Here is a 22,554-nt window from a genome sequence, read left to right on the forward strand (position 1 = left end):
TGCACTGCAGCATGCGGGCGTCGCCAGCCGGTGCTAGGATCGGATCAACTTGAATCGATCTAAATTCAACACCATGACAAAGACGGGGACGGTGCGGTGGTGGGGGCTCGCGGTCGGAGCGATGCTGGTGGCCGGAGCGGCAGGGGCAGCACCGTCGACGGTGGGCGAACGCGCCTACGCGGCGGTCGATCCCTTCATCGGCACGGGCGGAGAAGGGCACACGTATCCCGGCGCCACGGTGCCGTTCGGCATGGTCCAGCTCAGCCCGGATACGCGCATCCAGCCGCGTGAGAAGGCCTATGGCTGGGCCGCAGGGTACCGCTACGACGACACCAGCATCGTCGGCTTCTCGCACACGCACTTTTCCGGCAGCGGCCACTCCGACCTGGGCGATGTCCTGGTGATGCCGTTCACGGGTGACCCCGGTCTCGAGCGCGGCGACCCGGACAAACCCCGCAGCGGCTACGCCTCGCGCTTCCATCACGACAACGAAAAGGCCGAGCCCGGCTACTACGCGGTCACCCTGGACGACTACGGGGTGCGAGCCGAGCTGACCGCCAGTGCGCGCACCGGCGTGCACCGTTACACCTACCCGCGCGGTGCGCAGGCGCGCGTGCTGCTCGACCTGCGTACCAGCCTCTACGACTACCCGGGCAAGATCCTGTGGTCGCGCCTGCGTCTGCGCGCCGATGGCACCCTGACCGGCTTCCGTGAAACCCGCGGCTGGGCACCCGGGCGGCAGCTGTACTTCGCGATGCGCTTCTCGCGGCCGCTGACCGGCCATGCGCTGCACAACACCGAGACCGACATCGCCTACAAGGGCTTCCCGCCGCCGGGTCACACCGATCCCACCCAGCGCCCGCAGATCGAAGGCCGCCAGCTGGTCGGCACTTTCGATTTCGGCAGACTCGATGCGCCGCTGGTGGTCAGCGTGGCGATCTCGTCGGTGAGCGAGGACGGCGCCATCGCCAATCTCGATAGCGAAGCAGGCGACCAGAATTTCGACCGTGTCCGTGCCGAGGCGAAACAGCAGTGGACCCAGGCACTGTCGGCCATCGAGATAGACGCCCCGGAACATGACCGGCGCAGCGCCTACACCGCGCTGTATCACAGCCTGCTCGGCCCGACCCTGTTCATGGACGTGGATGGCCAGTACCGCGGTGCCGACAATGCGGTGCACCGCGCCGAAGGGTATACGAACTACTCGACCTTCTCGCTGTGGGATACCTACCGGGCGCTGCACCCGCTGCTCACGCTGGTGCAGCCGGAGAAGCGCAACAGCGACGTCGTCAACTCGCTGCTGGCGCACCAGCAGCACAGCCCGTATGGCATGTTGCCGGTGTGGGCGTTCCACGGCCAGGAAACGTGGTGCATGATCGGCTACCACGCTGTACCGGTGATCGCCGACGCCTACATTAAGGGCATCCGCGGCTTTGACGCCGACAAGGCGCTCGCCGCGATGGTGGCCACCGCCAACTACGGCCCCTACGACGGCATCGCGCAGTACCGCGAGCTGGGCTGGGTGCCGATCGACGAGGAGGGCGAGGCCGCCAGCAAGACCCTCGAGTACGCCTTCGACGACTGGACCATCGCACGCATGGCGCAGGCAATGGGCCGCAAGGATGTGCAGACCACCTTCGATGCACGCGCCGGCAACTGGCGGCACGCCTTCGATCCGGACACCGGCTTCATGCGCGCCCGCAAGCGCGACGGCAGTTTCCGTACCCCGTTCGATCCCAGCGCCAGCGGCTATGGCACCGACTACACCGAAGGCAACGCCTGGCAGTATTCCTGGTACGTACCGCAGGACGTCGCCGGACTGGCCGCTGCGCATGGCGGCAGCGAAAAGCTGCTTGCCCGGCTGGACCAGGTGTTCGACGCCAAGGTGGACCCGTCCATCTTCGAGCACATGGAAGACATCACCGGGTTGATCGGCTGGTACGCGCACGGCAACGAACCCAGCCATCACGTCGCCTATCTCTACGCGTATGCCGGCCAGCCGTGGCGTACCCAGGCCCGCCTGAAGCAGATCATGGACACCCAGTACGCCGACCGCCCGGATGGGCTGGCCGGCAACGACGATCTCGGCCAGATGTCGGCGTGGTACGTGTTCACTGCGCTGGGCTTCTACCCGGTGGCACCCGGCAGTGGCGAGTACATCATCGGCCGCCCGTTCCTGCCGAAGGCGGCACTTCACCTGCCCAACGGCCGTACCTTCACCGTCATTGCCGATGGATTGGACCCGGCGCACGGCTACGTGGGCGCGGTGACCCTGAATGGTGCACCGCTGCAGCGCACCTTCCTGCGCCACGACGAGATCATGGCGGGCGGGGAACTGCGCTTCACCCTGCAGGCCGCGCCGAACACCGCGTGGCCGGCACAGGGCAGCGAGCAGCCGTACTCGATGTCCACCACCCGGGCGCAGTGAACCGCGCGGCCGTATGATCGGAGGATGGCGGCAGCGCAGCGCCATCCTCCCGATCAGCAAGGACGCCCCGTGGCCATCGCCCGTCGTAGTTCCGCCTGGCTGTGCGCGCTGCTGCTCGCGCTGCCCGCCCTTTCTGCCGCCGCTCACGCAGATCCGCTGGCATGGCCGGTCGCGGCCGACACCCCGGCCAACCCCGAGGACGGCCTGGCGCCACTCGCGCAGGCACTGCTCGATCCATCTGACCCGGCAGCGACCCTCACGCCCGCGCAGCGGATCCACCTGCTGATCGTCGCCGGCCGGCCGGCGCAGGCGGTCACGGAAATCGACGCGTTGCTGGCCACGCTCGACGCCCCCGAGCGTGCGGCACGCGCCCCGCGCTGGGCGCCGTTCCTGCTGTATGCCCACGCCCGTGCGCAGGCGCCGGCCGGCGGCGACGCCGTGGCTGGGGCCGCGTACGCGGCGGCGTTCCAAGCGCGGGTGGCGACGTTGGACGACCTGGCTGCGGTGCAGACCCATCCTTGGCTCAGCGCCGATCTGGCGGCCGCCAATACGCGCCTGCGCGAGGCGCGGGCGATGCACGCGGGTGCCGCCACGATCGGCCGCGACGACGCGCTGGAACTGGTCCGCCAAGCCGCGTTCGTGCAGGCCTACCGCGCTGCGGATGCCCACGCCCCAGCGCTGGTCCGTGCGGACGAGAGGCGGCGTTTCGTAATCGACGATGCCGTGTTGATTCCGGTCGGGGAGGGCGTAACGCTGTCGGCGCATCTGGCCCGGCGCCGTGGGGCCGAACCGCGCCTGCCGACCGCCATGCTGTTCACCATCTACACCCAGCCCGCGCGCAACCGCAGCCAGGCATTGCAGGCGGCGGCGCGCGGTTATGCCGGGATCGTGGTGGATGCCCGTGGCAAGCGCCTCGGTACCGGCACTGCGGCGCCGTACGAAACCGAAGGCCGCGACGCGCATGCCGTGATCGACTGGATCAGCCGGCAGCCCTGGAGCGATGGCCGGGTCGGCATGTACGGCGGCAGCTACTCCGGCTTCGCGGCTTGGGCCGCAGCAGGCCATCGGCACCCGGCACTGAAGACCATCGTGCCGTATGTGGCGGCCATCCCCGGCCTTGGCCTGCCGATGGAGAACAACGTGTTTCTCAGCGCCAACTACGCCTGGCCGTTCTATGTCGCCAACACACGCCTGCTGGATGACGCCACTTACGACCAGCACGAGCGCTGGTCGCACCTGGCCGATGCCTGGTATACCTCCGGCCGGCCCTACCGGGACATCGACCAGATCGACGGCACGCCCAACCCGTGGCTGCAGCGCTGGCTGCGCCACCCCGACTACGACGCTTACTGGCAGGACATGGTCCCGTACGGCGCACAGTTCGCCGAGATCGCCATCCCCGTGCTGAGCATCACCGGCTATTACGACGATGGGCAGATCTCCGCGCTGCAGTACCTCAAGGAGCACTACCGCCACCGGCCGAACGCGGACCACACGCTGTTGATCGGCCCGTACGACCATTTCGGTGCGCAGTCCGCGACCAAGGCACTGGAGCTGCGCGGGTACACGGTGGACCCTGTGGCGCAGTTCGATACCCCGGCGATCACCTTCCAATGGCTGGACCACGTGCTGCGCGGGGCGCCGCGGCCCGCGCTGCTGGCCGACCGCATCAACTACCAGCTGATGGGTGCCAACCAGTGGGGGCATGCGCCGTCGCTGGACGCTGCCGCCGACGCGCCGATGACGCTGTACCTGTCCACATCAACCGACGGTGACGGCACCCGGCACCGGCTCAGCCAGACGCTCCCAGCCGCCGGCACCTTCCTCAGCCAGCAGGTGGATCTTGCCGACCGCAGCACACGCCAGGGTGCGTACTACCCCAGCCCGATCGTGCGCGATGCGCTTGAACCTGGGCCCGGCCTGGTGTTCGCCAGCGCGCCCTTCGCGCAGCCGGTCGATATCGTCGGCACGTTCTCCGGCGTGCTGAGCCTGCGCATCAACAAGCGCGACGTCGATCTGAGCGTGGTGCTGCATGAGCAGTTGGCGGATGGCCGCCTGATGCAGTTGTCCTACTTCGTGGGCCGAGCCAGCCATGCCCGCGACATGACCACCCGCACGCTGCTGGTGCCGGGCGACTGGACCGAGGTCCCGTTCGAACGGACCCGCATGACCGCGCGGCGCACCGCACCCGGCAGCCGCCTTGTCGTGGTCGTGGACGTGCTCAAGGACCCGATGCACCAGGTCAACCACGGTACCGGCCGCGACGTCAGCGACGAGTCGGTGGCCGATGCCGGCGAGCCGCTGCGGATCGACTGGCGGTCGGACAGCCTGATCCGCATACCGGTGCACAGCACCGGTGAAGGCCCGGCAATGCCCTGACGGGGCTGCATCGCAGGCGGGTACAATCCGCGCCTGGACAGGCGATGCGGAACGGATCATTCGATGAAGTCAGGCAAGGGAGCAGCCATTGCAGCCGCCGTCATTGCACTGTTGGGGGTCAACCACGTCGCTGCCGCCGACCTGCTCCCGCCGGGCCTGTACCGGCTCGTCGAGGGCGCTTATCGCGAGGCGGAACCGCTGCCGCCGGTGCAGGGCGAGTCCCATCAGGACCGCTTCGAGCACGCCGTCCCTGACGCCGCCCGGGTACGCTACGCGCTGGTCGCGCGCGACGATGCCGCAGGCCTGAACACGCTGGTGTTCCTCTCCGATGCGGCAGGCGCTTACGGCGATACGCCGGGCCGCCGTACCTGCCAGGCCTACGCGTTCCCGGACTGGAACGACTACACCACCGCGCGGCCATTCTGCCGCATCGCCATCGGCGCGGACGACGCCCGCGTCGCATCGACGGACGACGGGTTCACGATCAGCTACGAGAACGTCAAGCGCCATGTCGGCGCCACCCGGGTGCCTGCGGTGCGCGCACCGACGGCGGAAGAGGCGGGCATCTGCGCCATCGCCGATGTCTGCGCGCGCGAGGCCTATGGCAGCACGATCAACCAGTACGAGGTGACCCACTATCATGATCGGTTCGTGCTCCTCGCGCCGCACGCCTACCGTGACCTTCTGTTCGTGCCGCGCCCGGTGCCGATGCTCGCGTCTGCGCGATCGGTCACCGCGATCGCTGAGATCGACGCCGGCAGCTTCGTCGCGGTGATCGACCGCGATGGCGAGGGGTATGCCATCGAACGCATCGCAGCGGACGGCACGCGCGCGGGCGGCTGGCTGGATCGCGACGTGCTCGAGCCGCTGCAGTGGATCGAACAATCGGTGACACTGCCGGGCATGCGCTTCCGGGTGGGTGTGCTTCCCGGTGAGGACGAGGAGGGCGCGGTGCTGCCGACAGCCCTGGAGGTGCTGGACGCCACCACGGGCGCGCGCCGCCAGGTGCTGCGTGACCTCGACGCAGACGCAACCCGGGCGTCGCCGGACCTGCTGCAGGTGGTGGATGCGAACTTCGATGGCGCCCCCGACCTGCAACTGCCTGGGCTGTCCGGCGGCGCCGGCCCGAATGCCACCAGCAACATCATCCTGTTCGACCGGGCGCAGCAGCGATTCGTACTGGACCCGGAATTGTCCGCGCTGCCGCAGCTGGAGATCGACCCGGCCAGCAGATCCATCCTGTCATTCCAGCGCGGCGGCTGCTGCGCGCATTCGGTGGAGACCTACCGCTACATCGACGGCCACCTGGTGCTCGCCGAACAGACCACCACCAGCCTGTCGGCCGATGGACGCCATGAAGAAACGTCGACCGGCCGGTTGATAAACGGGAAGATGGTCTACCGGACCCATCGCGCGCGCGCGCGATAGGCAGCCGCAGGCGCATGCCGGGCCTGTGCGGTAGCATCGGCCCACCATTGGAAGGTGCAGGGCAGGTCATGGACAGTCGTCATCTGTTTCCGAATCATCTCCGCCGGGCATGGCTGACCGGGGCCGTTGCCGCCGCGATGAGCTTCGGCGCCGCGGCCGCACCCCCGGCGTCGGTCGAAACCATCGCCGACGGGCTGCTGCGCGACAACGCGTTGCCCGACATCCCGACACTGGAAGCGGCCTACGGCGCCTTCGCCGCCACCGATCCGGCGTGGCAACGCACCTTCCGCAGTGCGGCCTTCGGCTCGGCCGACGGCTACCGGGTTGCATTCGTCGAGTACCAGATGCACCCGAGTACGGCCGGTGCCACACGGCTGATCGTGCTGCAGATGGCGCCCGGGAGCTGCTATCCGGTGCAGCGCCTGGAGGCTGCGCATGGCCCCCTCACGTCACTGACCTTCATGCCGGCGGGTGGCAAGCGGCCGCCCAAGGGCTGGAAACCGGCAACCTCGCTGCAGAAGGACGTCGGCGACTACACGGTGTTCATCGAGGGCAGCAGGGACCAGCCCGACTGCCTCGACACCCTCATCAAACGCCAGCGCTGACCCGGCCGTCGAGGCGATCGGCAAACGCATCGGTCGCCCGCACCAGCGCATCGGCGGTGGCCGGCTCGGTAGCGCTGTGGCCGGACAGCACCATCTCCAGGCGCGCCTCGGGCCACGCACAGGCCAGGTCCCAGGCGCTGCGTGGCGGGCAGATCACATCGTAACGTCCCTGTACGATCACGCCCGGCAGGTGCCGGATGCGGTCGATGTCGCGCAGCAGCTGGCCGTGCGCGAGGAAGGCGTTGTTGCGGAAGTAGTGCGCCTCGATGCGCGCCTTGGCCAGCGTGTGCAGCGGGTCGTCGGTGGATACGGCATCGACGTCGTGCACCAGCGTGGCCGCGTTGTCTTCCCAGCCCAGCCACGCCTGTGCGGCGGCGATGCGGGTAGCCATGTCATCGGCATCCAGGCGTTGCCAGTAGGCCTCGATCAGATGGCCGCGCTCGGCTTGCGGAATATGCGCTTCGTAGCGCGCCCAGCGTTCCGGGAACAGCCAGCGTGCGCCGCCGTCGGCTTCATTGAACCAGCGGTTCTCCTCTCTGCGCCCGAGGTAAACACCGCGCACGATGAGGCCGGTGGCCCGCTCTGGATGCGCCTGCGCGTAGGCGAGCGCCAGCGTTGACCCCCACGAACCGCCGAACACCAGCCAGCGGTCGATCCCCAGCAGGGTGCGGATACGCTCGATGTCGGCGACCAGGTGCGGTGTGGTGTTGTCCTGCAGCGCACCGAACGGCGTGGAGCGTCCGCTGCCGCGCTGGTCCAGCAGCACGATGCGATAGCGCGCAGGATCGAAGAACCGCCGATGCGTCGGCGACGCGCCCGCGCCCGCGCCCGGGCCGCCATGCAGGAACACCACGGGAATGCCCTCGGGATCGCCGCACTCTTCAACGAACAGGGTATGCAGGTCGTCCACTGCAACCTGGTGCGTGCGGTACGGGGTGATCTCCGGGTAGAGCGTGCGCATGGGCGTGTCTCGTCTAAGCAGGCTGCGAGCATACGCCTTGGCCCTTCATCCATACAGCGAAGCAGGCGACGCCAACACAATTTCGCCATATCTCGCCCGCATCTTGAAATCGCCCTGCAACGAGTGCGGTTGGTATGCGTGCAGACTGGAGCGAAAATCTGTCGCACCGATAGGATGGTTTCCCTTCTTTCGATGCCGCAATCCAGCTACGTTCAAATGCAGGCTCAGGGGTTGAACCCGTGCGCTGTTCTATGCGGGCTGTGCAGTACCCGCGTGTGTATCGGCGCGCAGCCCACGCAGCAGCAGGTCGAGCGCAGTGCCGGCCTGCAGCAGCCGCGCCGCCGGCGCTTCGCCGTCCGCGATCCAGAACGCGGCCTCTTCCAGACTGCCGTAGATCAGTGCGGCCAGCGCCTGCGGGTCAGCGTGTGCAACCACGCCGTCGCGCATCAGCCTGTCCAGGAGCCCTTCCATCGAGGCGATGCAGTGGTGCTGTGCATCCGGTGACGCGCCCCCGAGCACCGCGCGGGCATCACGCAGGACGATGCGTTGGATCTCGGGTTCCAGTGCCATCTCCAGGTAGGCGCGGCAGCGTGACCGGAACCCGTCCCACGGATCGGCTGCGGAATCACTGATCGCCTGGAGACGTGCGTCCATCTCCGCGTCCAATTGCGCCACCACGGCGGCGAGCAGGCCTGTCTTGTCGCCGAAGTGGTGGTAAAGCGCGCCGCGGGTCAGTCCCGCGTGGGCAGTCAGGTCATCCATCGACGTCTCGGCGTAGCCGCGCTCGCTGAAGGCCGCGCGGGCGGAAGCCAGCAGGGCGGCACGGGTCTGTTCCATCTCGATGCGGGTACGACGGGCCATCACGGTTCCTCGGGTGGCAGCGGCAGGGCATTTACATACGTCGCGTATGTATCTATCCTTTTATACATACGCAATGTATGTATTGTCTGCCGCGGCCTCCTGGGAGGCAAGCGGCCTGATCTCGGAGACGGACATGTCCACCTCTTACCGGGCGCTGTTCAGCGCCCGCGGCACCCGCGCATTCGCCCTGGCGGGGCTGCTGGCGCGGCTGCCGCTCCCCATGACCGGCATCGGCATCATCACGCTGCTGTCCCGGACGCACGGCAGTTATGCGCTCGCCGGCGCCGTCTCCGCCACCTTCGTGCTGGCCTACGCGCTGCTGTCCCCGCCTATCTCCGCGCGGGTGGACCGGTATGGCCAGGCACGGGTGCTGCCTGCGGCGGCCGCGTTGAGTGCACTCGGCATGCTGGCGCTGGTTGCGAGCACCCACTGGCACGCGCCGGACTGGAGTCTGTTCGTCTGGGCCGCGCTGGCGGGCACCATGCCGAGCATGTCGGCGATGGTGCGGGCGCGCTGGACGGCGATGTTCCGTGGGCAGCCGCACCTGCAGACCGCGTACTCGCTGGAAACCGTACTGGATGAATTGACCTTCATTGGCGGTCCGCCCGTGTCGGTAGGGCTGTCGGTGGTGGCGTTTCCCCAGGCAGGGCTGCTGCTGGCGGCGCTGCTGCTGATACTGGGCGTGTTCGCCCTGGTGGTGCAGCGGTCTACCGAGCCTCCGCCGTCATCGGATGCACGTTCCCACGGCAACGGCAGTGTGCTGCGTTCCTCCCGTGTGCGGCTGCTTGCCGGCCTGATGGTGGCGATGGGCGTCATCGTCGGCACGGTGGACATCGCCAGCGTGGCCCTCGCTGCGCACCTGGGCAGGCCGGCAGCGGCCAGCCTGGCGCTGTCGGCCTACGCGGCCGGTTCGTGTGCGGCCGGCCTGCTGTTCGGGGCGGTTGCGTGGCGCATCCCGCTGCACCGTCTGCTGCTGTTCGGCGGCATCGCAACTGCGGCCACCACCTCGCCGCTGCTGCTGGCGGGGAGCATCCCGGCGTTGTCTGCCGCTCTCCTGCTGGCTGGTGCGTTCTTCGCGCCGACCATGATCGTGGCGATGTCGCTGGTCGAGCGCCTCGTCCCGGCGGCGCGCCTGACCGAAGGCATGACCTGGCTGCTGGCAGGGCTGAACATCGGTGTGGCGATGGGCGCGGCGATCGCCGGGCAGGTGGTGGACGGGCAGGGCGCGCGGGCGGGATTCGCGGTGGCGCTCGCCGGCGGTGCGGCCGTGTTGCTGCTGGCCGGTATCGCGCATCACCGCCTGCGCGCCAGTTCAGTCAACACCGACGCGGCTGCATGACACCGCCCTTCGTTCCTCCCACGTACGGACCCTCCGCATGAACGATGCTTCCTCCCTCAACGCGCCGGCCGTGCGCCATCCGTGGGCTGCGGTCATGGCCGTCGGCCTGGCCACGTTCTCCGTGGTCACCACCGAGATGCTGCCGGTCGGCCTGCTCACGCCGATCGCCACTGCCCTCGACAGCAGCCCCGGCACCGCTGCGCTGATGATCTCGGTGCCGGCGCTGCTGGCGGCCGTGCTCGCGCCGGTGGTGGTGCTCGGCGCGGGGCGCGTGGATCGGCGCCACATCCTGTGCGCGTTGCTTGGCTTGCTGGCGCTGGCCAACGTGGCGTGCGCGCTGGCGCCCGACATGGCCTGGATGCTCGCGGCACGTGCATTGGTCGGGTTCTGCATGGGCGGCATCTGGGCCATCGCCGGCGGACTGGCGGCGCGCCTGGTACCGGCTGCGTCCATCGGGCTGGCGACCTCGCTCATCTTCGGCGGGGTGGCGGCGGCATCGGTACTCGGGGTTCCGCTGGGCGCGCTGATCGGCGGGATGGCGGGGTGGCGCTGGGCCTTCGGCGGCATGGCCATCGTGAGTGCGCTGGTGCTGGCCCTGCATATGATCGTCCTGCCTGCATTGCCGGTCAGCCACTCCACCTCGCTGCGTCACGTTGCCGCGCAGTTGCGCAACCGCCCCCTGCAGATCGGCCTGCTGCTGACGTTGCTGCTGGTGGGAGGACACTTCGCTGCCTTCACCTTCGTGCGCCCGCTGCTGGTGAGCGGGTCCGGCGTCGCGGCCGAATGGGTCGGTGCGCTGCTGTTCGGTTATGGCCTGGCGGGCATTGCCGGCAACTTCCTGGCCGGCACGGTCGCAGCGCGGCACACCACGCGCACCATCATTGCGATCGCACTCGGTCTGCTGCTCACGCCTGTGCTGTTCCTGACCCTTGGCGGCACGCCGGCCGGCGGTGGCGCGGCCTTGATCGCCTGGGGTCTGGCGTATGGCGGCGTATCGGTGGGGCTGATGACCTGGATGATGCGCGCGACCCCGCACGCGATGGAGATTGCGGCGGCGTTCTATGTGTCTGTCTTCAACGTCGGCATTGCACTCGGCGCTTGGACGGGCGGGCAGCTCGTGGACCGCCACGGCATCACCGCGGTGCTGTGGGCCGTGGGGACATGCGCTGCACTGGCGGTTGTGGTGGCGCTTGCCTGTCGCCTGACGGAGACACGCGCACGCGTCGTATCGTGACGCACGCAATGCGCTGCGACGCAGTCTGTCGCACCGCGCGACCACGCGCCTCCCGCGGCCCAGGATCCGGCGTCCCAGCGCGTTTAGTTTGTGTGACGTAATGCTCATAATGCTGGGATGCGCCTGTGACGCTGCGTTACGTACTGGAACGGACGCCGGCAGGCCATTGCCAAGGAGCGCGCGTGACGGAACGTCTGTGGGGATTGTTGGGACCGGAGAAGCTGGCAACGACGCGTCGTACGCGCACGCTGGACCTGGGCAGGGTGGTGCGGCGGTTCAACGAACGCGCTGTTCCCGGTACCGGTGGTCTGTGGTTTGGCCGGCAGGCCTACCTGACCGCGCTCAGCGTGGTGGTGGCCGAACGCGTGACCGTCCGTGGCCAGCGCTGCAGCAACATCGAAATGGCCAATGCCATCGAGGCCGTCGCCTGCATGATCGGCTATGCGTCCAACGGACGGGCGGCGGACCCGCGCCTGCGCGGCCGCAACAAGCTGCCGGCCGGTGGGGCGCCCTCCTTCGCCGTCTCGCGGCAACGCGGCTTCCATGTCGCCCAGCCCATGCGCATGTCCACTGCACAGGCGCTGCCCTCGCTGGGCCTGGCGCATGCGGCGGGATCGCGCTTCAACGCGTTCAGCAGCAGCGATGCCGCCGTGGCCTTCATCGACGCCTGCGCCGATGGCGCGAAGGTGGGCAGGAACAATAGTGTGGTCGAGCACCTGGAGTACTGGGTCGACGGGAGTGGGCTGAGTCTGGGCAGCGGGGGGCTGCGGGCTGCGCTCGATCCCACCCGGCCGCTGCCGGTCAGCGCCTGCAAGCTGCTGCAGCGTGCGTTGGAGGAGGGCGGCAGCCTGGACCCCGCCGACCGCGCCCGCCGCCAGAACGCCTGGCGCTGGGTGGCGCGCCTGCAGCAGTCGGTGTCCGCCGCCGACCGCATCGACCATCACGCCGGGCCGGCCGAGCTCGACGCCGATCACTGGCATGACGTGCGCGCGGGTGCATACCTGTTCCGCGTGCGCGACGCCGCCAATGCCGTCCTCGACTGTGTCGAAGGCATCCTGGCAACACGCCAGGGCAAGGCGCGTCTGCCGTTGGAAGGCCCGTTGCACCAGGACGTCGCCGTGCACCTCGCCCAGCTTGCCGGCCATGCCCGCGCCTTCCTGGCACTCGGCCACGGCGATGATGAGGCGAACCGCTTCAGCCGCGAATGCGAGGCCGGAGATGCGGACACGCTGCGGGCCCTGCTGCGCCGCGACGACCACGTGCTGCGCCTGCTCGATGACGGCGCGCAGCCGGGCCCGGCCTACACGGGCCACCCGCCGACGCTGTCGCAGGACAACGGCGACCCGCAGGAAGAGACCGGCCTGGGTGCATACGTGACCTCACTCCCCGACGGTTGTTCGTACCGCCTGCGCAATCTGTATCTGCTGCATATGGACGTGCACGGCCTGCTGGGCCCGAAGATCGATGCCAGCCGCGTCGCCGGTGCAGGAGCGTCGGCATGAGCCGCGCGCCTGGACTGCAGCTGCCCTCGCTGCTCGATCACTTCACCGCGCCCGAAGGCTTTGTGGGTGAGTTCGGCTGGATCTGTGGCTTCTCGGCCGATGCCGGTTTCATCAATCAGGCCGCAGAACGCTTCACCACGTACGCTGCCGCGCAGCGCGCTGCCGCCGGACAGATCCGCCTCGCACTGATGCTGGACCCCAGCCAGCCAGTGCTGCTTCCCACCGTGGTCCCCGGTGTCGCGCATCTGCCGCTGCAAGACCTGTCGCGCAAGCCGTTCCGCCTGCTGCACGCCAAGGTGGCCCTGCTGGGGTTCCGGGATGCTGCGACGGCAGGCCGACATCATCTGCGGCTGGTCGTCTCCACCGGCAACTGGACGCGGCAGACTCTCGAGGAAAGCCTGGACCTGGCATGGCGCGTCGATCTGGAGGTGGCGCCCGACGTCGCGGACGACGCGGTCAGTCGTGCGGACATGATGGCCGCGCAGGGCTTGTTCGCGTGGCTGCTGGACCTGCACGACACCCGACTGCTGGAAGCGGACACGCCGCTGTCGGGCCGGGACGCTGCCGATCATGTCGATCAGTGGATTGCCCGCTGCAACCGCGCTCCCCGGGCGCGGCCGCGGTTGTTGGACACGCGCAGCCGATCGCTGCTCGACCAGATCATCGCCGGGCTCAAGCGCGAAGGCGGTGTGGCACGCAGCCACCTGTGCATGGGCTCGGGCTTCTATGAAGCAGCGACCGTGCGCAAGGGCGGCACTGGGACGCCCGTGCTGCCGCACAAGATCGTCAAACGCCTGAAGGCAAGCCAGGCGCTGTCCCCGCGCGCGCGCGTCGATCTGTATGTGAATCCGCAGGCCTGCCAGGCCATCGCCGGGGCGGTGGATCACCTGCGGCTGGATGCGGATCACCCCATCCATGTCAGGGCGGCGGCAGCGCCTGCAGCGGTGTTTGGTGCAGGACATGAGCGTACGCTGCATGCCAAGTTCCTCTTCTCGTCCAACCGCAGCACGACCACCGGCGCGTGCAACAGCGCCTGGCTCTATCTGGGCTCGGGCAACCTGACCACCGCCGGCCTGCTCAATGCGGCCTCGCAGGCGGGAGGCAATCTCGAAGCCGGCATCCTGGAGTTCCCCGAAGGCCTGTCCTGGAAAAAGAGCGCCGACCCGTCGCGGTGGATCGAAAATCTGCTGCCGATCGGCGGAAACACCCTGGACGATCTGCCTTCACTACAGCCCGGCGATCCGTGGGCGCCACCCCCGCCGCAGCATGTGGCCGCGCCCGTCGCCTACCTGGTCTGGACGGCCGACGGCCGGCTGACCCGTCCCGACCCGACGGCAGGAGACGTGGAGGTACTCGACGAGGCAGGTACTGCCTGCGCGATCACGGCGGACGGCTACACCTGGTCCGGTCCTGCGCCGCGCCTGGTGCGCGTGCGCTGGGTGGCGGGCGCGGAAGCCCGGCTGGCCTGGGTGCCGGTGATCGACGCGCACGGGCGCGTGGCCGCCACGCCGCTACCGGCCATCGATCTCGATCACGCCTGGACGCAGCTTGCCGCGTTCCCGGGCCTGCCCGACGAGGAGGAGGGCGAAGGGGAGGGGGATCCGGGGATTTTCCCGGACGACCGACACACGGGTCCGAAGCGGCGCACGCCGCGAAACCTGACGCCGGGCACGGCGATCCGCCAGATGATGATGCTCATTGAACAGATTGCCGCGCAGCAGACCGCTGTCGACGCCGAGGACTGGACAGCCTGGTGCAACCGGCTCGAGCAGTCCCTGTTCCAGGCGCGGCAGTGTCCTGCCGTGACCTGCTTCGTGCAGATGCAGCTCAACCCGCTCAGCCCGCTGCGCGCGCCTGCGTTCCGCCCGGACTTCGCCGAAGACGCCGGCACCGCGGCTGGGCGGCACTACGAGCAGACCCTGCGCCGGATCGAGCTGGCGTGGGAAACACACGACTACGCGCCCCTGGAGGGCAGGCAATGAGCACCCGGTTCCGTGGATGGCAGGACGTGGACACGCACGCGCACGACGTCGTCCGCGACAAGCGGATCGAACTCAACCCCGGCCAGGCCGCGAGCCTGTTGCAGTTGACCACGCGCCTGAAAGAGCACGGTGCGATCCTGGCCGACGAAGTCGGCATGGGCAAGACGCGCATTGCCGTGGCGTTGGCCCATTGCGTCGTACAGGCCGGCGGGCGCGTGGCGATCGTGGCGCCGCCGGGCCTGGATGACCAGTGGCGACGCGAACTCCAGCGTGGCGGTCTTCCGGCGCGACCGCTGCTGCGCAGCGTCTACCAGTACCTGCAGGCATGGGAGCACCCGCATGCGCCGGCCCCCTGGTTCGACGAGCCGGTCGTCCTGCTCTCGCACTACTTCGCCCGCTGGCGGCTCGGCGGCGCATCGCACGCCTGGCGCTGGGCGCTGCTGCCGGAGTTGATCGCCTGCTGGCGCAAGCACGAGACGGGCGCTGCACCGTGGGGCTACAAGGACCACCCGCTGCTGACCGACCCGTGGGTCAACCACGCCGCCGCGTCCATCGTGGAGCGCCTCGCCGCCCCGGGGCATCGGGCGGAACGAGCCGCCCTGCGCAGACTGGCGGACATCCACGACCCGTGGGTACACGCCCTTGCACCGGACGGCTACGGCAACGACACGCCGCTGCGCCAGTCCCTGCAGCGCGCCACCGGTCTTGGGCTGGGCAGCGTCGATCTGATCATCATCGATGAGGCGCACAAGAGCCGCAGCGACAGCAGTCTGCTCAACCAGCTGTTGAACGACGTACTGCTTGCGCCGGGGGGCAGCAGCCGGCGCCTGGCCATGAGCGCCACGCCGGTCGAGCTGGACGCCTCGCAATGGACGCAGACGCTGCAGCGCATCGGCCTTCCCGACGAGGACGCAAAACGCATCCAGAAGGCCATCGACGGCTACGTCGCTGCGGTGGCCAACGTACGCCGCTTCCCGTTCAAGGAAGGCATGGTCGAGGCCTTCACCACGGCATCGCAGACCTACCAGACCGCGCTGGCACCCTACGTCCTGCGCCGCGACAAACGCGAAGATGCCGCCGTACAGTCGTTCAGGCAACACGCCGGAGGCGACATCAGCGCCTATCGCCGCATCGAAGACATCCGTGTCACCCTCGACACCCTGCCCAGCGAATGGAAGCGGGCGGTATGCGCCGCCGAAGCCCTTTCGCTCGCCAGCCGGCAACGCGAGGACGCCCACGCCAAGCGGCAGCGCCTGACCATTGGGAACGGGCATGGCATCGCCGAGATGATCGATCGGGCCGTCGATCCGGCTGAATGCGCTGCCGCTGCGGACGCGGTGGAAGACGACACGTCTGCATCGCCCGCCCACACCAAGCGCATCGCGCGCACCGCGTGGTGGACCACCGCGCTGCGCAACGCGGTGCGCCCGCCGCGCGATGCCGGCGGCGCGTTGTACCAGCACCCGGCGATCCTCGCGGCGGCGCAGGCCATCGAAGCCATCTGCGACCAGGGCGAGAAGGTGCTGGTGTTCGCACGCTACCGGGCGCCGATGGACGCGCTGGCACACCTGCTCAATGCGCGCCGCCTGCTGCGTGCGCTCGACGCCGGCCTGCCGTGGCCGCAACAACGCATTCACCAGGACGAATGGCCGGCGGTCCAGGCGGTCCACGCGACCCTCCATCCAGACCGGCCGCTCGACCGCACGGCGCTCGACGCGCAGCTGGCGGCCAACTACCAGCAGCTGGAGAACAGCCGCCAGCGTTTCCGCACCGCATTGGTGGCCACGATCGGGGAGGGCATGCGTCTGCTCGACGCACCGCTGCGCAGGCGTTTCATGCCCACGTTCCACGCGTTCCAGGAGGCGCAGCACGCCCAGCACGTGGACACCGACGGCGCCGCAGTCAGTGTGCTCGCCGCCGTTGCGCGCGCGCTTGCCGACCACCTCGGCGAACAGCTCGATGCCGTGCCGCCCGAGGAGGTGGCACGGGCATTCATCGAACTGGTGCAGGCTGCCACGAACCTGGACCCCGGCAGCGATGACGAAGACGAGCGCGCCGACAAGGCCGACGACGAAGGGGTGGGTGCCGACACATGGTCAGTCACCGCGCAGCGCGTCACGGAAGACTACGCGCACAATCGCGGCGGCTTCGCCCGGCTGATGCACGGTGGTACCGGAGCGGGCACCCGGCGGCTGCTGCAGTTGGCGTTCAACCGCGAACATGCATTCCCGCGCGTGCTGATTGCCCAGTCGATGGTGGGCCGCGAAGGGCTGAACCTGCATCTGGCGTGCCGGACCGTGGTGCTGCTGCACTCGGAATGGAACCCGGCCGTGGTGGAACAGCAGATCGGCCGCGTGGACCGGCTGGGCAGCCTGTGGGAGCGCAAGCTCGCCGACGCGATCCGTGACAATGTTGCGCCCGACCAGCTGCCGCGGATCGAGATCCGGCCCGTAGTGTTCGAGGGGACCTACGACGAAACACACTGGGCCGTGCTGACCCGGCGCTGGGACAACCTGCGGGCGCAGCTGCACGGCGACATCCTGCCGCCGTGCGCGGCCGGGGACGAGGAAGGCATTGCACTGCGCAGACGCATCGCCGAGGCCGCGCCACAGTTCTCGCCGTCGAAGGCGGCGCGGTGAGCGACGCGGGAGACCGGCTCAGGTCTCCCGTTTCACCCGCGCCCGGTAGGCCCCGACGTTGTTGCCGGGGATCTGCCGTTCCTGCGTCCCCGTCACGGTATCCACCAGCCGGTCCGAGCCGGTCACCGGCTTGGCCTCGACCGTGGTTTCGCGCTCGAACGCGTGTGACTTGTCGGTATTGCGGTAGTACCGGTACAAGGCCCAGTACAGCGCCGTGGCGCCGGCGGGGCCGGCGGCCAGCAACCAGAGACCACTGTCATCGCTCATGAGGAGGCCACCAGGAAGAAGAGGACGAGGGCTTCGATGATCGTGCCGGTGGTGAGCGCTGCCAGCAGCAGCTTCCACTGCTGGACCGGCACGCTGCCCATCGTCTCACCGGTACGGCCGTTCACCGCGATGTAGTGCAGCATGCCACCGTTGCGGCCGGGCTGGTGGTACGAGTACAGCCACACCGGCAGATACATGGACACCCAGCGCGACCCGTGCACGTCCAGCCGCTCCTGTTCCCAGCGCACGCCACGGTCGTAGCGACGCACCGATCCTTCGACCTGCGCGCGGGCGATCGACAGCAGCTGATCCTCCAGGCGCGGACGCAGCTGCTCCACATCGACGTTGCGCTTTTCCGAGGTGAAGCCGTTCAGATACGAGGCGTTCCACTTGAGCGCGTTCTTGGTGTCGAACGGCAGGATCGTGTTGATGATGTTGTTGGTATTGGCGCGGGTATCGAGGTTGCCGCGCTCGGTGGACGACTCCAGCGGCAGATCGTCCACGGTGAAGTCCACGTGCCGCTCGACCTGGTACACATCGGCGTCGTAGTAGGTCTGCTTGTTCTTCTCGGTGCCGCGGGTGTACTCGCGGGTCTTGATTTCGCCCTTGCCGGCCACGCTGGCGCTGACATTGCTGTCCACGATCATGTAGGGCAGGTACACGCCCACCACGTTCTCCGGCGTGAACTGCTCCTTGAACGCCTTCAGCGCGAACAGGCGGCGCTTGTCCACGAACTGGCGGATGCGCGCCACCGCGTCGTCCTTGGTGATGTGGAACGGGAGCACCGCATCCGGCACCGCACCGTTGGCCACCTGCTCATTGACGCCGAACACATGGCGGCACCAGTGGCAGCGTGCCGTCATCGTGCTCTCGGTATTGATCGTCACCTCGGCACCGCAGCCGGTGCACTTGAAGCTCATCAGGCTGGCGGCATCGGCCGCGATGTCGCGCGCGCCCGAGGCGATGATCGTGCCGCGAAGCTGGTCCAGGCCCTCGCCGAGCCCGAACGCATCCTCCACCGTGGTGCCATGCCACTCGTTGCGGCAGAACTGGCAGACCAGGATATCGGTACCGAGCTTGGGCCGGATGTCGGTCGAGCCGCACTTCGGGCAGCGGTTGAGGCCGTCCTTCAGCTCGGCGGCCGAGGTATCGATGGCCACCGGATCGGGCGCCTGGATTTCTTCGCGGATCGGATCGGGCAGCGTGGCAGGATCGACCGGGAAGCTGCCGGGCAACGGCGGAACGTCCCGGGGCGAACCGGGACCGGTCACCGGTGCCGCCGGCGAGGGCGGCAACGGAGGAGGGGCTGCCGGCAGCGGCGGCGGAGTGCGGGAGTCGGACATGGTCGCAGCGTATCCCCGGCCTTACAGGCCCAGCGCCTTGGCCTTGAGTGCGTCGTAGTCGTCCTGGGTGATCAGGCCCAGATCGAGCATCTCCTTGGCCTTCTTCAGCTTGGCGACCGGATCATCGGCGGCCGGTGCGACCGGCTGCTGCATCCCGCCGACACCGAACATCCCCGATGCCATGCCCACGCCGACCAGGCCCGCCGCACCGCCGTTCTCGCCGGCGGACTGGATGCCCTGGGCAACGCTGGCCTGCAGGTTCGAGTTGCCGCGGGCGCCGGCCAATGCGTCGGCGCGCTGCACGGTCTTGAGCAGCTCGCGGGTGTTGGCGTCGTACTCGATCGACACGATGGCCGTCTTGACGATGGCCAGACCACGATCGGACTTCCACTGGTAACCCTGTTCGACCGCATCGGACAGGCTCCTGGCGAAGCCCAGCGAATCCTGCTGCAGCTTGGTGATGCGGTTGCCCTTGGCCGGATCGTTCGTGTACAGGCTGAACGCCGGTGCAAGCGAGCCCACCACCTCGTTGAAGAGCTGGCTGGCCGCGGCATTGTCCAGGTCGGTGAAGTCGAACACCTGGCCCGGCTGCAGGTAGCTGGCCGGGACGAAGTTCTTCACGAACAGGATCGGATCGACGATTTTCAGCGTGTACGAGCCGCGCGTGATCGCGCCAACCTGGGTGCCCAGGAAGCCGTCGTCCCAGTAGATCTCGGATTGCGTGCCGAAGCGGTTGTCGGGCAGTTCCTTCAGCGACACGAAGAAGGCCGCCTGCTGGGCACCCGGCTGGCCGCCGAACTTGAAACGCTCCCAGCTCTGCTTGATCAGCGGGCCGACGAGGCCGTCGCCGGCGAAGATCGACTGCGAGTTGGTGTCGTCCGAACGCCATTCATAGCCGCCGGGCTCGGCGACGAAACCGGTGATCGCGCCATCCTGGAACAGCAGCAGGCCGTAGCCTTCAGGCACGACGATCTTCGAGCCGTTGGTGATGATGTTCGACGATGCGCTGGTATTCGACCCGCGCCCGGCATTGGTGCCGCGCGGGACGGCGGCGAACAGCGCGGCCGTCGACGGCAGGCCGGCCGGCACGGTGAAAAAGTCTTTCCACTGGTCGGCCAACACGCCGCCCACTGCACCCTTCACTGCCTGTACAAGACCCATGTTGCGCTCCCTGTGATCGACGGACGGGCACCGCGCCCGTCATTGAATCGCACTATATCAGCAGGTGAGGGCGGTCCATCGATGCCCGCGTGGCCCGGAAGTTGCCGGCCGGCAACTTCCGGGAATGCCAGCCGCTCGCCGGCACCGCGCAGCTCAGAACCGCGCGGTTGCTCCGACGAAGAAGGTGCGCGCACCGCCGTCGTAATTGTTGCCCTCGTCCACGGTGGAGACGTCGCCCAGGTTGAGCACGCCTGCACGCAGGGTCAGGCTCTCATTGACGTCGTAGCCGGTGACCAGATCCCAGGTGGTGTACGCCTTGGCGAAGGTGGGGCTGGTGCTGGACACCAGCTGCTTGCCGATATGCTGCGCACTCAGGTTGAGCGACCACGCGTCGGTCACCTGCCAGTCCAGCGAGGTGTTGGCGGTCAGCTTGGGCACCACCAGCAGGTTGGCGCCGGTGGTGCGGTTCTTCGATTCAAGCATGCGGGTGGCGTTGGTGGTCCAGCGCAGCCGCTCGTGCAGGGGAACCGTCACGCTCGCCTCCACGCCGCGGGTGCGCGCCTTCTGGATGTTCTGCGCCACCGTCCACCAGAACCCGTTGACGAAGCTGGAGCTGTAGCCCGGGATGTCACGCAGCGGCACCTGTTCGATCTTGTCGTCGAAGTCGGTCAGGAAGTAGGTCGCCGACGCGGACCAGCCGTCGCGGTCGAAGCCGGCACCCAGCTCGTAGTTGGTGCTGGTTTCCGGCTCCAGGTTCGGGTTGCCCGCCATGTAGCAGCCGGTGGTGCCGTCGGCGCTGACCGAACGGCTGGTCCAGCCTTCCACGGTCAGGCTGCGGCAGCCGTTGCCGCCCGACTGCGTGGCCGCGCCGGCACTGCCCTGCTTGAGGTTGGGCGCGCGGAAGCCCTGCGACACGCCGCCCCGGATCGTCCACGCATCCGACGGGTGCCACACGCCGTAGATGCGCGGGCTCAGGTTGTCGTCGTAGTTCTCGGTGTTGTCCCAACGCAGGCCCACGGTGAGGGTGAAGCGCTCGTGCAGGGCAATATGGTCTTCAGCGAACAGGGCCCAGGCATCGGCTTCGTTGGTTGGGCTGATGCGGCCACTGCCGCTCCACGTCACCGGCACCGTGCCGATGGTGTCGCTGTTCGTCAGCGCCTCGCGCTTCCACTGGCCGCCCACGTTCAGACGATGCTCGACGCCCCACTCGAAGCCGGTCGAGAACGCCGTGTCGAACACGGTTTCCCTGGAGTGGTTGCCCACCTGGCTGCCCTTGTCCTTGTAGTCGTTCCAGGTCAAGGTGCTTTTGGACGTGCTGGCATCGCCGTAGCGGCCATCATGGGTGGCCGCATAGCCGGTGTGCACCAGCTTGGACAGGCCCCAGGCGCCGAGCGTGCCGGCGCCCTTGTTGCGCTGCACGCCGCGCGATGCCTCCACGCCCACGGTGTGGTCGCCATTGATCGCCCAGTTGAGCAGCGCGTTGGCGTTCTCGGCCTTGTTGCCCGGCGTCTGCCCACGGACCCGATCGGACGCGCGATCGGTCACGTTGGCACCCACGCGCAGGCCCAGGCTCTCGGTCAACGGCCCGCTGAAGAGCGCGCCCGCCTGTACGGTATCGCCTCGGGTGGACGAATCCGGCGCGCTGTAGTTGTAGGTCACCGAACCGCCCCATTCGGGGGCGATCTTGCGGGTGATGATGTTGATCACCCCGCCCATCGCATCGGAGCCATACAGCGAGGACATCGGACCGCGGACCACCTCGATGCGCTCGATCATGTCCGGCGACAGCCAGTTCAGATCCTGCGGACCGAGATCGTCGCGGTAGTTCACGCCGGAGGAATTGCCCTGGCGACGCCCGTCGATGAGGATCAGCGTGTATTGCTCGGGCAGTCCGCGCAGGCGGATTTTGGACTGGGCACCGGACAGCGCGTAGCCGCCGGTCACGCCGGGCACCGTGCTCAACAGCTGGCCGATGCTGGAGACCGGCTTGCGCTCGATCTCCTCGCGGGAGATGACGGTGATGCTGGCCGGGGCATCTTTGATCCACTGCTGGGCACCGGTCGCGGTGACTACGACGGTATCCATGTCCTTGGCAGCGGCTGACGCGGACGCATCGCCGTTGACGGCCGCCTGCGCCGGGCTGCACAGGGCAAGGGCAATCGCGGTGGCAAGCGTGGCGGCGGTGTGGGCAAGCGTGGGGGAAGCAACGCGCATCGGGCAAACTCCTGAAAAATAAGGGTCCGCTGGCGATGGCTGGGACGTCCGTGTAACGAGGGCTTTAGATAACGTTAACAATGGTATCACGACGCATTCGCATTTGACACGCGACGACACACGGCGCGCTGCGGATGCGTGCGGCAAACATCCTGCAACGACACGCCAAACCGCCGCCGCCACCACGACGTAGAAAGAACGCTCCGCAGTC

15 protein-coding genes are annotated in these 22,554 nt (G+C 68.4%); 9 read left to right on the forward strand and 6 right to left on the reverse strand.

From position 1 onward, the window contains the following. Positions 1-73 precede the first annotated feature (73 nt). The 4 genes from ACPEH8_RS13675 (at position 74) to ACPEH8_RS13690 (ending at position 6,840) form a co-directional block, all read left to right on the forward strand. A complete protein-coding gene (locus tag ACPEH8_RS13675; protein WP_153164063.1) occupies positions 74-2,428 on the forward strand; it encodes a GH92 family glycosyl hydrolase in 2,355 nt (784 codons plus the stop codon). Between the two features lie 69 nt (positions 2,429-2,497). Then, positions 2,498-4,807, forward strand: a complete 2,310-nt coding sequence (locus ACPEH8_RS13680; protein WP_229296408.1) for a CocE/NonD family hydrolase — start codon at positions 2,498-2,500, stop codon at positions 4,805-4,807. Between the two features lie 63 nt (positions 4,808-4,870). After that, a complete protein-coding gene (locus ACPEH8_RS13685; protein ID WP_153164065.1) occupies positions 4,871-6,235 on the forward strand; it encodes an XAC2610-related protein in 1,365 nt (454 codons plus the stop codon). Between the two features lie 68 nt (positions 6,236-6,303). Continuing rightward, on the forward strand, positions 6,304-6,840 hold the full coding sequence (locus ACPEH8_RS13690) for a hypothetical protein (RefSeq protein ID WP_153164066.1): 537 nt from the start codon (positions 6,304-6,306) through the stop codon (positions 6,838-6,840). Here the strand turns inward: ACPEH8_RS13690 and pip are convergent. Beyond that, a complete protein-coding gene (gene pip, locus ACPEH8_RS13695; protein ID WP_423667128.1) occupies positions 6,824-7,801 on the reverse strand; it encodes a prolyl aminopeptidase in 978 nt (325 codons plus the stop codon). The two genes, ACPEH8_RS13690 and pip, sit on opposite strands and share 17 nt — an antisense overlap. Positions 7,802-8,050: 249 nt before the next feature. Beyond that, positions 8,051-8,662, reverse strand: a complete 612-nt coding sequence (locus tag ACPEH8_RS13700; protein ID WP_136004809.1) for a TetR/AcrR family transcriptional regulator — start codon at positions 8,660-8,662, stop codon at positions 8,051-8,053. A 133-nt stretch (positions 8,663-8,795) separates the two neighbouring features. Between ACPEH8_RS13700 and ACPEH8_RS13705 the strand changes: the two genes are divergently transcribed. The 5 genes from ACPEH8_RS13705 to ACPEH8_RS13725 all read left to right on the forward strand — a co-directional run bounded on the left by ACPEH8_RS13705 (position 8,796) and on the right by ACPEH8_RS13725 (position 17,358). After that, the gene (locus tag ACPEH8_RS13705; RefSeq protein ID WP_423667130.1) at positions 8,796-10,001 is read left to right on the forward strand and encodes an MFS transporter; all 1,206 of its coding nucleotides are present in this window, start codon (positions 8,796-8,798) and stop codon (positions 9,999-10,001) included. Between the two features lie 37 nt (positions 10,002-10,038). Beyond that, on the forward strand, positions 10,039-11,235 hold the full coding sequence (locus ACPEH8_RS13710; protein ID WP_153164068.1) for an MFS transporter: 1,197 nt from the start codon (positions 10,039-10,041) through the stop codon (positions 11,233-11,235). Between the two features lie 182 nt (positions 11,236-11,417). Then, a complete protein-coding gene (locus ACPEH8_RS13715; RefSeq protein WP_423667133.1) occupies positions 11,418-12,737 on the forward strand; it encodes a hypothetical protein in 1,320 nt (439 codons plus the stop codon). Between the two features lie 62 nt (positions 12,738-12,799). Continuing rightward, positions 12,800-14,719 carry a hypothetical protein gene (locus ACPEH8_RS13720; protein ID WP_423667136.1) on the forward strand — a complete coding sequence of 640 codons (1,920 nt, stop codon included), beginning with the start codon at positions 12,800-12,802 and terminating at the stop codon, positions 14,717-14,719. Next, positions 14,716-17,358, forward strand: coding sequence for a helicase-related protein (locus ACPEH8_RS13725; RefSeq protein ID WP_423667139.1), 2,643 nt, complete (start codon positions 14,716-14,718; stop codon positions 17,356-17,358). Before ACPEH8_RS13720 ends, ACPEH8_RS13725 begins: the two co-directional genes overlap by 4 nt. An 18-nt stretch (positions 17,359-17,376) precedes the next feature. Here the strand turns inward: ACPEH8_RS13725 and ACPEH8_RS13730 are convergent, their stop codons facing one another. From ACPEH8_RS13730 to ACPEH8_RS13745, 4 genes are all read right to left on the reverse strand, one after another. Continuing rightward, on the reverse strand, positions 17,377-17,625 hold the full coding sequence (locus ACPEH8_RS13730; RefSeq protein WP_017356252.1) for a hypothetical protein: 249 nt from the start codon (positions 17,623-17,625) through the stop codon (positions 17,377-17,379). Next, the gene (locus ACPEH8_RS13735; protein WP_166473030.1) at positions 17,622-18,968 is read right to left on the reverse strand and encodes a TFIIB-type zinc ribbon-containing protein; all 1,347 of its coding nucleotides are present in this window, start codon (positions 18,966-18,968) and stop codon (positions 17,622-17,624) included. Before ACPEH8_RS13735 ends, ACPEH8_RS13730 begins: the two co-directional genes overlap by 4 nt. Positions 18,969-18,989: 21 nt before the next feature. Continuing rightward, a complete protein-coding gene (locus ACPEH8_RS13740; protein ID WP_136004799.1) occupies positions 18,990-20,129 on the reverse strand; it encodes an SPFH domain-containing protein in 1,140 nt (379 codons plus the stop codon). 153 nt (positions 20,130-20,282) lie between these two features. Continuing rightward, entirely contained in the window at positions 20,283-22,343 is a 2,061-nt protein-coding gene (locus tag ACPEH8_RS13745; RefSeq protein WP_208019993.1) for a TonB-dependent receptor domain-containing protein, read from the reverse strand. Positions 22,344-22,554: the final 211 nt, after the last annotated feature.

The sequence above is a fragment of the Stenotrophomonas sp. NPDC077461 genome (assembly GCF_049545475.1).
Lineage (GTDB): Bacteria > Pseudomonadota > Gammaproteobacteria > Xanthomonadales > Xanthomonadaceae > Stenotrophomonas > Stenotrophomonas nematodicola.